Origin of the sequence: Amycolatopsis sp. ATCC 39116, from assembly GCF_000231075.2 — a bacterium.
GTDB lineage: Bacteria > Actinomycetota > Actinomycetes > Mycobacteriales > Pseudonocardiaceae > Amycolatopsis_E > Amycolatopsis_E tucumanensis.
In genome coordinates, this window is record NZ_AFWY03000019.1 from 109346 (window position 1) to 122180 (window position 12835).

A 12835-nucleotide genomic window follows, 5' to 3' on the forward strand; every position below is an offset into this window, starting at 1 on the left:
GACAGTACCGTTTGTGCTCGTGAGCCGTCTCGAAACACCGACCCAGACGACCCTGGCCGAGCACACCACCCTGCGCCTCGGCGGCCCAGCCCGCGCGTTCGTGGTGGCCGGGACCACCGACGAGCTGCTGGCCGCGGTGCGCTCGGTCGAGGGACCGGTGCTGCTGCTCGGCGGCGGGTCGAACCTCGTCGTCGGCGACGACGGCTTCCCCGGCACCGTGGTCAAGATCGCGACGAGCGGCTGGCGCATCGACGGGGACGAGGTCGAGGTCGCGGCCGGGCAGAACTGGGACGAGTTCGTCGCGGCGACCGTCGAGGCCGGGTTCGGCGGGCTGGAGTGCCTGTCCGGCATCCCCGGCTCGGTGGGCGCCACGCCGATCCAGAACGTCGGCGCCTACGGCTGCGAGGTGGCCGACCTGCTCACCTCGATCGAGTGCTACGACCGGCGCACCGGCGAGGTGCGCACGATGACCGCGGACGAGCTCGGCTTCGGCTACCGCACCAGCGTGCTCAAGGGGGAGAGCTGGGGGATCGTCCTCAGTGTCCGGTTCGCCCTGCGCGCCGACGGGCTGTCCGCGCCGATCCGCTACGCCGAACTGGCCCGCACGCTGGGCGTCGAGCAGGGCGCGCGGGTTCCGGCGGCGCAGGCGCGCGAGGCCGTGCTGAAGCTGCGGCAGGGCAAGGGCATGGTGCTCGACGCGTCCGATCACGACACGTGGAGCGCGGGCTCGTTCTTCACCAACCCGATCGTCGCGGAGATCCCGCCGGCGCTGGAGGGCGTGGAGATGCCGCGCTACCCGGCCGACGGCGGCGTGAAGCTGTCCGCGGCCTGGCTGATCGAGCGGGCCGGCTTCGGCAAGGGCCACCCGGGGCCGGGCGGGCGGGTGTCCCTGTCCACCAAGCACACCCTGGCCCTCACCAACCGCGGTTCGGCCAGCACCGCGGACCTGCTGGCGCTGGCCCGCGAGGTCCGGGACGGCGTGCACGCCCGCTTCGGCGTCACGCTGCGTCCCGAACCACTGCTGATCAACTGCTCGCTGTAGTCACTCGCGGTGGGCGCGGCTGCCGTTGAGCTGCGCGCGCGGCTTCATGACGATGGTGTCGAGGTTCACGTGCGAGGGCCGCGTGACGGCGAAGGCGATCACGTCGGCCACGTCCTCCGCGGTCAGCGGCGTGAGGCCCTGGTAGACCTTCGCGGCGCGCTCGGTGTCGCCGTCGAACCGGTTGGCGGAGAAGTCGGTCTCGACCATGCCGGGCACGATCTCGGTGATCCGCACCGGGTCGCCGAGGTGCTCCGACCGCAGCGTGCGGTGCAGGGCCGACTGCGCGTGCTTGGCTGACGTGTAACCGGAACCGCCGTCGTAGACCTCGTGGCCGGCGATCGACGTGACGGTCACCACGTGGCCGTCACCGGAGGCGATCAGCTTCGGCAGCAACGCCTTCGTCATGCGCAGCGTGCCGAGGACGTTGACCTCCCACATCCAGCGCCAGTGGTCCTCGTCGGCCTCCTCGACGCGCTCCAGGCCGCGTGCGCCGCCCGCGTTGTTGACGAGAACGTGGCAATCTGGAACCCGCTGGACGAATGCGGCAACCGAACCGGGGTCGGTGACGTCCAGTACGTGTGCGGTTCCGGACAACTCGGCGGCCAGCTTCTCCAGGCGGTCGAGGCGGCGAGCCCCGAGCACGACGTGGAATCCGGCCTCGGCGAGGGCGCGGGCGGTCGCCTCGCCGATGCCCGCGCTGGCGCCGGTGATCACTGCGGTTCGCTTGGTCGTCATACCGCACATACTCCCAGCGGGGGACACGCCGGTAACGCGGCAGGGCCGGGCGTCGCTTTGACGTCCGGGAGAAGTACGGAGTGCGGAGGTAACAGGTGATCGAGAGGCGCACGGTGTTCAAGGCCGCGCTCGCCGCGGGTGCGGCGACCATGGCCGCGGCGTGCACCAGCGGCGGGGACGACGGCGGCGCGCAGACCGGGGGCGGGGCGACGGCCGAGGCGCCTCCTGCCGCGGTCATCACCGCCGAACCCGCCGCGGACGCGAAGAACGTGCCCGTGCTGCAGCCCGTCACCGTCAAGGTCGCCAAGGGCACGCTCACCGAGGTCAAGCTGACCAACGCCGACGGCAAGGCCGTCGAGGGCAAGCTCAGCGACGACAAGACCACCTGGACCAGCAGCGAGACCCTCGGCTACGACAAGACCTACACCTACAACGCGACGGCCACCGGCACCGACGGCAAGCCGGTGACGCTGACCGGCAGCTTCTCGACGCTCAAGCCGGCCTCCACCGTGCGCGTCACGCTGAACCCCACCGACGACGCGACCGTCGGGGTCGCGATGCCGGTGAGCGTGAAGTTTACCAGCGCCGTGAAGAACAAGGCCGCCGTGGAGCGGGCGCTGAAGATCGAGACGTCCACCGACGTGGAAGGCTCCTGGGGCTGGCTGTCCGACCAGCAGGTGGACTGGCGGCCGAAGGAGTACTGGCCCGCCAACACCACGGTCAAGGTCGACGCGAAGCTGTACGGCATCGACCTCGGCGGCGGGGCCTACCCGCGCGCCGACGTCACCACCGAGTTCAAGATCGGCCGCAACCAGGTCGTGAAGATCCACACCCCGGACCACAAGATGAACGTGTACCGGGGCGGGTCCTTGTACAAGAGCTACCCGTGCAGCAACGGCAAGGACTCGGACGTGAACCTGAACACACCGAACGGCACCTACATCATCATGACGAAGGAGCCGAGCGCGATCTTCGACAACGCGCGCTACGGCTACACCAACGTCAACAAGAAGTGGGCCTGCCGGTTCTCCAACCACGGTGAGTTCATCCACGAAAACCAGGACAACGCGGCCAACATCGGGCGCGCCAACACCTCGCACGGCTGCGTCAACCTGCTGGAAGCCGACGCGAAGAACTACTTCGACTCGGCCCTGATCGGCGACCCCGTGGAGATCACCGGGTCGCGGCTCGGACCGGTCGTCACCTCGGACGTGATGGACTGGCTCGTCAGCTGGAGCGCTTGGCAGGCCAAGTCCGCGCTGTGACGGTTTCGCACCGCTGGGAAGATGTCGGGGGCCCGTGGGCGTTGTCGTTCACGGGCTCCGCCCTGATGCGGAAAGAGACTGACACGGGAGTTGAACCAGGTGACGATCTCGCTGCGCGGATCACGACGGACGCAGACGATTTGGCCGCGCAGGGTCGCGGTGCTGTCGGTGCACACGTCACCCCTGGAGCAGCCCGGCACCGGTGACGCCGGTGGCATGAACGTCTACATCACGCACACCGCGGTCGAGATGGCGCGGCGCGGGATCGCCGTCGAGGTGTTCACGCGCGCGACCTCGTCCGAGCAGCCCCCGGTCGCCGAGCTGGCGCCGGGCGTGCTGGTGCGGCACATCCCGGCGGGCCCGTTCGAACCGCTGGGCCGCGACGAGCTGCCCGCGCAGCTGTGCGCGTTCACCTCGGGCGTGCTGCGCGCGGAGGCCTTCCACGAGCCCGGCTACTACGACCTGATCCACTCGCACTACTGGCTGTCCGGCCAGGTCGGGTGGCTCGCGCGGGACCGGTGGGGCGTGCCGCTGGTGCACACCGCGCACACGCTGGCGAAGGTCAAGAACGCCGCGCTCGCCGAGGGCGACAAGCCCGAGCCGCGCACCCGTGTGATCGGGGAGGAGCAGGTGGTCGCCGAGTCCGACCGGCTGGTGGCGAACACGCCGGTCGAGGCGCGGCAGCTGGTGGACCTCTACGGCGCGGCTCCGGAGCGGGTGCACACGGTCGCGCCCGGGGTGGACCTGAACCGGTTCGTGCCCGGCTCGCAGGCCGGGGCCCGGCGGCGGCTGGGGTTGCCGCGCGATGCCGTGGTGCTGGCGTTCGCCGGCCGGATCCAGCCGTTGAAGGCGCCGGACGTGCTGCTGCACGCGGCCGCGCACCTGCTCCAGCGGCAGCCGGAGCTGCGGGAGCGGCTGATCGTGCTGGTCGTGGGTGGTCCGTCGGGCACCGGGCTGGAACAGCCGCAGGCCCTGCGTGAGCTCGCCGTGTCGCTGGGTATCCAGGACGTGGTGCGGTTCCTGCCGCCGCAGCCGGGTGAACGGCTGGCGGAGGTGTACCGCGCCGCGGACGTGGTGGCGGTGCCGAGCTACAACGAGTCGTTCGGCCTGGTCGCGCTGGAGGCGCAGGCCTGCGGGACGCCCGTGGTGGCGGCCGAGGTCGGCGGGCTGCCGGTGGCGGTCGCGCACGGCGTGTCCGGGTTGCTGGTGCCCTCGCACGCGGCGCGGGACTGGGCCGGGGCGCTGGCCAGTGTGGCGTTGCGGCCGGAGCGGCGGGCGGAGCTGGCGGAGAACGCGCTGGTGCACGCGCGGCGGTTCTCGTGGGCGCGCACCACGGACGCCCTGTTGGAGAGCTATGTGGCGGCTTCGCGGACGCTGGCCGCGCTGCACGAGGAGGTCGCCGTATGACGCTGGACAAGGTCGTCCGGGCAACACTGGACCAAGCCGGCCTGAAGTACGACCGCAAGGCCGAGGGCAAGTACTTCGTCACCCTTCCCGGCACGAAGAAGCTGCAGACCAACGCCTGGCTCATCGAACGCGACCACGCCTTCGCCGTGGAGGCGTTCGTCTGCCGCCGTCCCGACGAAAACCACGAGCAGGTCTACCGCTTCCTGCTGCGCCGCAACGCGAAGCTCTACGGCGTCCACTACACCGTGGACGCACTGGGCGACATCTACCTGGTGGGCCGTTTCGGCAAGGACGCGGTGACCGAGCCGGAACTGGACAAGATCCTCGGCCAGGTGCTGGAAGCCGCGGACGGCGACTTCAACACCATCCTCGAACTGGGCTTCGCCACAAGCATCCAGCGCGAATGGAACTGGCGCGTCAGCCGCGGCGAAAGCCTGGCAAACCTACAAGCCTTCAAACACCTGATAGAGCCCGACAACCCCCACGACCCCGGCACCCTCACCGACGACTGACGCTGGTCCAAGCCCATCGCGCCCAGCGCCCGCCAACGCAAGAAGCTCGCACCGTGGGGGTTTGGGGGGTCGCCCCCCAAATGCAATGTGCGAACGCCCGCTCCGGGAGCGAGCGCAGCGAGCGAACAGGAGGAGCGGGCGGAGCGGCTTGAGGGAGGGGGAGTCGCGAACTCAAGCCGCCCCGCGAACGCTCCCGCCGCATCTGGACCCGGTGGCGAGGGGGAGTGCCAACGGGGCCGGCGGGGCCGCAGCCCGGCAGGGGGGAGACAGGCTGCGGTCGTACCCCGCGTCCGGCTGGGGAGTGCGTGGAATTCCAGCCGAGCGGGACGTAAGCCAACTTGTCAGATGTCCACCAGTAATCACAAGACTACTGGTTACTCCGTTCGAGTGATTCTCACTGTCTGTGTTAACGGTGTGCAGCAAGTGTCACTTTCATGAGCGGTGTTCAACCGGTCAAGGAGTGGTCGGGCGAACCTCTACCGAGTGGTAACACACTGTCTGTAGAAAGCTCCGGGCGTCATCCGGTCGCTCGGCGTGTTCTGGCAGGCTAGCGGTATGGCCGAACTTGGGACGCTGGTGCTGCTCCGCCACGGGCAGAGCACCTGGAACGCCGAGAACCTGTTCACCGGCTGGGTCGACGTGCCCCTGTCCGAGCTCGGACAGCAGGAGGCCCGCAAGGGCGGCGAGCTGCTCGCGGAGAGCGGGCTGCTGCCCGACGTCGTCCACACGTCGCTGCTGCGCCGCGCAATCTCGACCGCCAACATCGCGCTCGACGTCGCCGACCGGCACTGGATCCCGGTGCGCCGCGACTGGCGGCTCAACGAGCGGCACTACGGCGCGCTCCAGGGCAAGAACAAGAAGCAGGTCCGGGACGAGTTCGGCGAGGAGCAGTTCATGCTCTGGCGCCGCTCCTACGACGTGCCGCCGCCGCCGATCGAGCGCGGCAGCGAGTTCAGCCAGGACACCGACGTCCGCTACGGCCCGGACGCGCCGCTCACGGAGTGCCTGAAGGACGTCGTCGCGCGGCTGCTGCCGTACTGGGACTCGGCGATCGTGCCGGACCTGCGCGCGGGCAAGACGGTGCTGGTCGCCGCGCACGGCAACTCGCTGCGCGCCCTGGTCAAGCACCTGGACGGCATTTCCGACGACGCCATCGCGGGCCTGAACATCCCGACCGGGATCCCGCTGCGCTACGACCTGGACGAGAACCTGAAGCCGGTCAACCCGGGCGGCACCTACCTCGACCCGGAGGCCGCGGCCGAGGCCGCCGCCGCGGTCGCCAACCAGGGCCGCTGACGCCAGTCCGCCGAAACGCCGGCTCCCCTGGAGGAGCCGGCGTTTTCGCGTTCAGCGCCCGATCCGGCGCTGGGCGAACTCGGCCGCCGTTCGCGCCACCCGGCGTGCCTGATCGCCCTTGCCGCGCCGGTGCAGCACGAGCACGATCGCGAGGACGACGAGCGCGAGCGCCACGACCACGGCCGCGATCAACGCGAACCGGACCAGTAGCACGGTGATTACGGCTTCCACAGCCACCCCTCCTTTATATCCCAACTGTGATAAATAGAAGTTAGCACACCTGTGATACAAAGGCCAGGTGCCGAAGATCGTGGACCCGGAGAGCAGGCGGGCGGAAGTGGCCGACGCGCTGTTCCGGCTGGCCGTGCGCGAGGGGCTGCACCGGGTGTCGCTGCGGACGGTGGCGGCCGAAGCCGGCCTGAACGTCGGTTCCGTCCGGCACTACTTCGACGGCCAGGCCGAGCTGATGCGCTTCGCGATGCGGACGGTCATCGACCGGGTGTCTGCCCGGCTGACCGAGAAGGTCGAAGCCCTCGGCGACGTCGGCGGGCTGTCCCCGGCCGAGCGCCGGGCGGCGCGCACCGAACTGCTGGCCGAACTGCTGCCGCTCGACGACGTCCGGCGGGCCGAGGTGACCGTGTTCCTCGAGTTCGCCGTCGCCTCACGCACCGACGAGCGGCTGGCGGACCTGGCACGCGAGGCGGCGTCCGGGACGCGGGCGCTGGTCGGGCGCGTCCTCGCCGCGCTGGACCTCGACGATCCGGACACCGAGGTGCGGCGGCTCACGGCGCTGATCGACGGCCTGAGCCTGAACGGGGTCCTGCACCCGGACCTGTGGTCGCCGGCCGAGGCGCTGTCGGCGCTGCGGGCCCACCTCGACGCGCTAGACCAGTCCTAGCTGCCGGGCACGCACCCCGGCCTGGAAACGGGACGTCGCGCCCAGCGCGTCCATCAGCTCCGCCACCCGCCGCCGGTAGGTGCGCACGCTCAGGCCCAGCGCCCGCGCGGCCGTCTCGTCCTTGCTGCCCGCGGCCAGCTCGTCGAGTATCCGCGGCGCCAGCGCCCTGACCTCGGCGAACTCCGTCTCGTAGATCGCCAGCTCGGTGCCCGCCCGCCAGGCCGCGTTGAACAGGCTCGTCACGCTGCCGATCACCTCGGGGCTGGTGACGACCGTGTAGCCGCGCTCGCCGCTCGCCGCGCCGCCTGCCAGGATCGCCACCTTCCGGTCCAGCACGATCGTCTCGTTGATCTCGTCCAGCGTGATCCGGATCTTCGCGCCCAGCCGCTCCCGCTCGCGCAGGTGCGCCACCCCGCCCGGCTGCAGTAGCGACGCCGGGCGGTACAGCTTCCGCACGGTCCGGCCGGTCATGTCCTGCTGCCTGCTGTGCGGCACCTGGTGCGCCGCCGCCCACGTGTGCAGGTCGTTCGCGGCGCAGAAGATCTCCTGAGCCGAGGCGAACAGGTGGGCCGTCCGCGCGAACAACTCGGCCTCACCCCGCACCAGCACGTCCATGACAACCAGTGTGGCAGCAAGTTGCCAAGCGGCGGCGCGTCCGCGAGCGCCGGACCAACCTGGAGCCATGACCGAAACGATCAACGCCGGCGCGGCAGGCACCTGGCAGCTCGGCGACCTCACCGTGAACCGCGTGGGCTACGGCGCCATGCGGCTGGCCATCTCCGGCGGCGGGAAGCTCGACCGCGACCAGGCCATCGCCGTCCTGCGCCGGGCCGTGGAGCTGGGCGTCAACCACATCGACACGGCCGCCTTCTACTTCTCCCCGCTGCGCTCGGCCAACGAGCTGATCAGCACCGCGCTCAACCCCTACCCGGACGACCTGGTGATCACCACCAAGGTCGGCCCCGGCCGCGGGCTCGACGGCTCGTTCCTGCCGGAGGCGACCCCGGAGCAGCTGCGGCTGCAGGTGGAGGAGAACATCCGGCAGCTCGGCCGGGACCACCTCGACGTCGTCAACCTGCGCATCGGCAGCACCCTGGACCGCGGCGCCGGCTCGCTCGCCGACCGGTTCGGCGCGCTCGCCGAACTCCGGCAGGAGGGCCTGATCCGGCACCTGGGCATCTCCAACGTCGGCCCGGAGCACCTCGCCGAGGCCCAGGCCATCGCGCCGGTGGTGTGCGTGCAGAACCAGTACGGCCTCACCGCCCGGCGCGAGGACGACGACTTCGTCCGCCTGTGCGCCGACCAAAAGGTCGCGTTCGTCCCGTTCTTCGCCATCGCCAGCGGCGCGGAGGACGAGACCGTCACCGCGATCGCGCGGGACCACGGCGTCAGCCCGGCGCAGGTCCGGCTCGCCTGGACCCTCCACCAGGGACCCAACGTGCTCGCCATCCCGGGCACCGGCAGCGTCGGGCACCTGGAGGAGAACATCGCGGCGGCTTCGCTGCGGCTGTCCGAAGAGGAACTCGCGCGGCTCGACGGGGTGAATGGTCACGAGCCGGGTCGAGGTGAGTAAACGCAGGTTGAACCGGTTGCGAACACGCGTTGTGAAGGTGTCACAGCCATCACGAGAAGGCAGCCAGTACTAGGCCAAACGGCCACCTCCATGCTTACGATTCACCCGTGAGTGCGCCCGGTGCGGTCCTGCTGGCCGTCGGCTGTCTGCTGGTCGGCCTGATCGCCGGTCTCCTCGTTCCGCGGCTCAAGCGCAGGCGGGCCCAGCGGCGGCCGTCCGGCCCCACCGTCGCCGAACTGCTGCTCAGGCTGGTGCGCTCGTCCAACAACGGGATCCTGGTGCTGAACCGCTTCGGCGACCTGGTGCTGTTCAACCGCCGCGCCGAGGCGCTCGGACTGGTCCAGGCCAATCGCGCCGACCCGCGCGCGCGGGTCGCGGCCGAGCAGGTCGAGGAGACCGGCGACCCGATGGAGATCGACCTGTCGCCGCTGGAGGCCCGCGGCCGCCAGCCGGAGGCCGTGGTCGCCGAGATCCGCCCGCTCGGCGAGGGGTTCACCGTCGTCGAGGCGGTCGACCACTCCGAGGCCGCCCGGCTGGAGGCCGTCCGGCGGGACTTCGTCGCGAACGTCAGCCACGAGCTGAAGACCCCGGTCGGCGCGATCGCGCTGCTCGCGGAGGCGGTGCTGGACGCGGCGGATGACGTGGAGGAGGTGCGCCGCTTCGGCGGCAAGATCCTGCACGAGTCGACCCGGCTGGGCACGCTCGTGAGCGAGCTCATCGCGCTGTCCCGGCTGCAGGGCGCCGAGCGGCTGCCCGACCTGAACGTGGTCGAGGTGGACGCCGTCGTGCGGGAGGCGCTGGGCCGCACCCGCCTGTCCGCGGAGTCCCGCGAAATCGAGATCACCACCGACGAGCCGAGCGGCCTGCTCGTCGAGGGCGACCGGACGCTGCTGGTCACGGCGTTGTCGAACCTGCTCGACAACGCCGTGAACTACTCGCCGCAGGGCAGCCCGGTGTCGATCAGCAGGCGCCTGTCCGGCGGCATGGTCGAGATCGCGGTCACCGACCGCGGCATCGGCATCGCCGAGGAGGACCAGCAGCGCGTCTTCGAACGCTTCTACCGCGCGGACAAGGCGCGCTCGCGCGCCACCGGTGGCACCGGCCTCGGGCTGGCCATCGTCAAGCACGTCGCCGCCAACCACGGCGGCGAGGTCAAGCTGTGGAGCATGCCGGGCACGGGATCGACGTTCACGCTGCGGATCCCGATGCACCAGTCCGGGCGCAACGGGGACGGAACCCCCGCGGCCCCGGACGACCAGACCCCCGCGCAGCTGTCGCGGCTCGTCGTGACCGCCGCCAAGGACGGCCGGAACCAGGGAGGAAAGTAGTGACGAGAGTGCTCATCGTCGAGGACGAGGAGTCCTTCGCCGACCCGTTGGCCTTCCTGTTGCGCAAGGAGGGGTTCACGGCCGCGGTCGCCACCAACGGCCAGCAGGCCCTGGACGAGTTCGACCGCAACGGCGCAGACATCGTCCTGCTCGACCTGATGCTGCCCGGCATGAGCGGCACCGACGTGTGCAAGCAGCTGCGGCAGCGCTCGGCGGTGCCGGTGATCATGGTGACCGCGCGGGACAGCGAGATCGACAAGGTCGTGGGCCTGGAGCTGGGCGCGGACGACTACGTGACCAAGCCGTACTCGGCGCGCGAGCTGATCGCCCGCATCCGCGCGGTGCTCCGCCGCGGCGGCGAGACCGGTGGCGAGGGCGAGCTGGCGCCGCTGGTGCTCGCGGCAGGCCCGGTGCGGATGGACGTGGAACGGCACGTGGTCACCGTCGACGGCGGCGAGGTGTCGCTGCCGCTCAAGGAGTTCGACCTGCTCGAGTACCTGCTGCGCAACGTCGGCCGCGTGCTCACCCGCGGTCAGCTGATCGACCGGGTGTGGGGCGCGGACTACGTCGGCGACACCAAGACGCTGGACGTCCACGTCAAGCGCCTGCGGTCGAAGATCGAGCCGGACCCGGGCTCGCCGCGGCACCTGGTCACCGTCCGCGGCCTGGGGTACAAGTTCGAGTCCTGACAAGCAGAGGTGGCCTATCCGGCACTTTGCGGCCGCACACGGTGCGGACCGGTACCGTAGGGCTTTGTGCGCCTAGGGGTCCTCGACGTCGGTTCCAACACCGTCCACCTGCTCGTGGTGGACGCGCACCGTGGCGCCCACCCGACGCCGATGCACTCCGAGAAGACCGTGCTGCGGCTGGCCGAGCAGATCACCAAGAACAACCACCTCTCCAAGCAGGGCGCGCAGGCGCTGGTCGAGGCCATCGAGAACGCGAAGGTCTCCGCGGCCAAGCTCGGGTGCGAGGAGCTGATGGCGTTCGCCACCTCGGCGGTGCGCGAGGCCGACAACAGCTCCGACGTGCTGCGGAAGGTCGCGGACGAGACCGGTGTCGAGCTGAACGTGCTGTCCGGTGTTGACGAAGCGCGGTTGACTTTCCTCGCGGTGCGCCGGTGGTTCGGCTGGTCGGCCGGTCAGTTGCTGGTGCTCGACATCGGGGGCGGTTCGCTGGAAGTCGCGATGGGGATCGACGAGGAGCCGGCGCTCGCGGAGTCGCTGCCGCTCGGCGCGGGCCGCATCACCCGCACCCGGTTCGCCCACGACCCGCCGACCCGGTCCGAGCTGGTCTCGACGTCGGCGTGGCTGGAGGACCAGCTGGCGCCGCTGGCGAAGCGAGTCGCCAAGCTCGGTGTGCCGGACCGCGTGGTGGCCACCTCGAAGACCTTCCGGTCCCTGGCCAGGCTGACCGGGGCGGCTCCCTCCGCAGCCGGTCCGCGGGTACGCCGTACCCTGTCCCAGACCGCACTGCGGCAGCTCATCGCGTTCATCTCCCGGATGGAGGCGGCCGACCTCGCCGAACTGGAAGGGGTCAGCGCGAGCCGCGCGCACCAGCTGGCCGGTGGGGCGCTGGTGGCGCAGGCCGCGATGCGGGCGCTGTCGCTGGAAGAACTGGAGATCTGTCCCTGGGCGCTGCGAGAGGGCGTCATCCTGCGGCGACTTGATCACTCCAACGGTGACGAGGCGACTGTTCGCCGCGGCAGAACCACCGGTGACAGCAACCGGCTGGACCTCGGTGAGCTCGATCAGGCACGGTGAAAGGCGGAAGGATGCGTAAGGCGGTGGTGGGCGTGTGCGGTACACGAGCCCGCGTCTTGTGGCCCTACGCGCTGTTTGGGATGACACGATGAGCCGAGAGAGCCGAGAAGACCGCTCGCAGAAGACCGTCGCCGAGTTGCTCGCCCTGCACGGCGGCAACATCGAGGGCAGGCGGCGCCGCCGGCGTGCGGCCGACGACGACGCGCCGGAGGAGAACGAGGGCCCCCGCCGCGCCCAGGACCCGACGGAGACCGGCCCGCAGGCGATCATCGACCGGGTCCGCGCCAACGGCGCGGGACCCAACGGTGCTCAGCCCGGGCGCAACGGCGGCCGTCGTGCCATGCCCGACTCGCCCGGCCGCCAGGACTCGGGCGGGTTCCGCCGTCCCGAACAGGGCCCGGCTGCGCCGCCCGGTCAGCAGGTTCCGCCTGGTCACGCCGGTCCGCCCGCGCCGCCCGTCCCGCCCGGTCAGCCCGTCCCGCCCGGCCAGCAGAGTTCCGCGGCGAAGCCGCGACCGGTCCTGCCGGAGAACCCCGGTCAGCCCGTGCCGCCCGGACAACAGAGCTCCGCGGCCCTGCCGCGGCCGGTGACGCCCGAGCCGCCCGCCCCCGGCCAGCCCGTTCCGCCTGGTCAGCCCGTTCCGCCTGGTCAGCAGAGCTCGGCCGCCCTGCCGCGACCGGTCACCCCGGAGCCTCCCGGCGCCCCGCCGCGCCGCGGTCAGCAGGACTCGGGCGGGTTCGCGCGCCCGAACACCGGCGCGCTGCCGCCCCCGCCGCAGGACTCGATGCCGCTGCGGCGACCGCACCCACAGGACTCCGGTTTCGTGCGCCGCCCGCCCCAGGAGTCGGGGGCGTTGCCGCTGCCCCCGCAGGAGTCCGGCGCGCTGCCCGTGCCGCCCGCGGAGGCCGTGCCGCCGCCGCTGCGCCGCCGTCCGCCGGGCGAGGAGACCAGCACCGGGCTGGCCGCCCGCCTGGACGGTCTCGACGCCCCGGTCGACCCGGACGCGCCGCCTGCCG

The 12835-nt window shown here is 71.2% G+C and carries 13 protein-coding genes and 1 pseudogene; 11 read left to right on the top strand and 3 right to left on the bottom strand.

Annotated features, from left to right (window positions below; translation table 11 throughout):
• Positions 1-19: 19 nt before the first annotated feature.
• Positions 20-1042: a UDP-N-acetylmuramate dehydrogenase gene (locus AMY39116_RS0320825; protein ID WP_027936101.1), complete on the top strand. Its 1023-nt coding sequence runs from the start codon at positions 20-22 to the stop codon at positions 1040-1042.
• Here the strand turns inward: AMY39116_RS0320825 and AMY39116_RS0320830 are convergent, their stop codons facing one another.
• Positions 1043-1777, bottom strand: a complete 735-nt coding sequence (locus AMY39116_RS0320830) for an SDR family oxidoreductase (RefSeq protein ID WP_027936102.1) — start codon at positions 1775-1777, stop codon at positions 1043-1045.
• Between the two features lie 95 nt (positions 1778-1872).
• On the opposite strand from AMY39116_RS0320830, the gene AMY39116_RS0320835 reads away from it, so the two are divergent.
• From AMY39116_RS0320835 to AMY39116_RS0320850, 4 genes are all read left to right on the top strand, one after another.
• Positions 1873-3042, top strand: coding sequence for an Ig-like domain-containing protein (locus AMY39116_RS0320835; RefSeq protein ID WP_020419573.1), 1170 nt, complete (start codon positions 1873-1875; stop codon positions 3040-3042).
• A 99-nt stretch (positions 3043-3141) separates the two neighbouring features.
• Entirely contained in the window at positions 3142-4449 is a 1308-nt protein-coding gene (mshA, locus tag AMY39116_RS0320840) for a D-inositol-3-phosphate glycosyltransferase (RefSeq protein WP_369794332.1), read from the top strand.
• Positions 4446-4961, top strand: a complete 516-nt coding sequence (locus AMY39116_RS0320845) for a YbjN domain-containing protein (RefSeq protein WP_020419575.1) — start codon at positions 4446-4448, stop codon at positions 4959-4961. The genes mshA and AMY39116_RS0320845 overlap by 4 nt, the downstream gene beginning before the upstream one ends.
• Before the next feature lie 555 nt (positions 4962-5516).
• On the top strand, positions 5517-6257 hold the full coding sequence (locus AMY39116_RS0320850) for a phosphoglyceromutase (protein WP_027936103.1): 741 nt from the start codon (positions 5517-5519) through the stop codon (positions 6255-6257).
• A gap of 51 nt (positions 6258-6308) precedes the next feature.
• Here the strand turns inward: AMY39116_RS0320850 and AMY39116_RS0320855 are convergent, their stop codons facing one another.
• Complete coding sequence (locus AMY39116_RS0320855; protein WP_020419577.1) at positions 6309-6488, bottom strand: hypothetical protein; 180 nt, start codon at positions 6486-6488, stop codon at positions 6309-6311.
• Between the two features lie 67 nt (positions 6489-6555).
• On the opposite strand from AMY39116_RS0320855, the gene AMY39116_RS0320860 reads away from it, so the two are divergent.
• On the top strand, positions 6556-7155 hold the full coding sequence (locus AMY39116_RS0320860) for a TetR/AcrR family transcriptional regulator (RefSeq protein ID WP_020419578.1): 600 nt from the start codon (positions 6556-6558) through the stop codon (positions 7153-7155).
• Here the strand turns inward: AMY39116_RS0320860 and AMY39116_RS0320865 are convergent.
• A complete protein-coding gene (locus AMY39116_RS0320865; protein ID WP_020419579.1) occupies positions 7141-7770 on the bottom strand; it encodes a response regulator transcription factor in 630 nt (209 codons plus the stop codon). The two genes, AMY39116_RS0320860 and AMY39116_RS0320865, sit on opposite strands and share 15 nt — an antisense overlap.
• A 67-nt stretch (positions 7771-7837) precedes the next feature.
• Here AMY39116_RS0320865 and AMY39116_RS0320870 point away from each other — a divergent pair, with 67 nt between their 5' ends.
• The 5 genes and pseudogenes from AMY39116_RS0320870 to AMY39116_RS46230 form a co-directional block, all read left to right on the top strand.
• Positions 7838-8728 carry an oxidoreductase gene (locus AMY39116_RS0320870; RefSeq protein WP_020419580.1) on the top strand — a complete coding sequence of 297 codons (891 nt, stop codon included), beginning with the start codon at positions 7838-7840 and terminating at the stop codon, positions 8726-8728.
• A gap of 107 nt (positions 8729-8835) precedes the next feature.
• The gene (locus tag AMY39116_RS0320875) at positions 8836-10056 is read left to right on the top strand and encodes a cell wall metabolism sensor histidine kinase WalK (RefSeq protein ID WP_020419581.1); all 1221 of its coding nucleotides are present in this window, start codon (positions 8836-8838) and stop codon (positions 10054-10056) included.
• Positions 10056-10745, top strand: coding sequence for a response regulator transcription factor (locus AMY39116_RS0320880; protein WP_027936104.1), 690 nt, complete (start codon positions 10056-10058; stop codon positions 10743-10745). The genes AMY39116_RS0320875 and AMY39116_RS0320880 overlap by 1 nt, the downstream gene beginning before the upstream one ends.
• Before the next feature lie 66 nt (positions 10746-10811).
• Entirely contained in the window at positions 10812-11819 is a 1008-nt protein-coding gene (locus tag AMY39116_RS0320885) for a Ppx/GppA phosphatase family protein (protein WP_020419583.1), read from the top strand.
• Between the two features lie 88 nt (positions 11820-11907).
• A pseudogene (locus AMY39116_RS46230) lies at positions 11908-12835 on the top strand (hypothetical protein); the annotation flags it as partial.

Coding starts and splice junctions, on each gene's coding strand:
- AMY39116_RS0320830 (WP_027936102.1), bottom strand. CDS start 1,777: ATGACGACCAAGCGAACCGCAGTGATCACCGGCGCCAGCGCGGGCATC.
- AMY39116_RS0320845 (WP_020419575.1), top strand. CDS start 4,446: ATGACGCTGGACAAGGTCGTCCGGGCAACACTGGACCAAGCCGGCCTG.
- AMY39116_RS0320850 (WP_027936103.1), top strand. CDS start 5,517: ATGGCCGAACTTGGGACGCTGGTGCTGCTCCGCCACGGGCAGAGCACC.
- AMY39116_RS0320865 (WP_020419579.1), bottom strand. CDS start 7,770: ATGGACGTGCTGGTGCGGGGTGAGGCCGAGTTGTTCGCGCGGACGGCC.
- AMY39116_RS0320870 (WP_020419580.1), top strand. CDS start 7,838: ATGACCGAAACGATCAACGCCGGCGCGGCAGGCACCTGGCAGCTCGGC.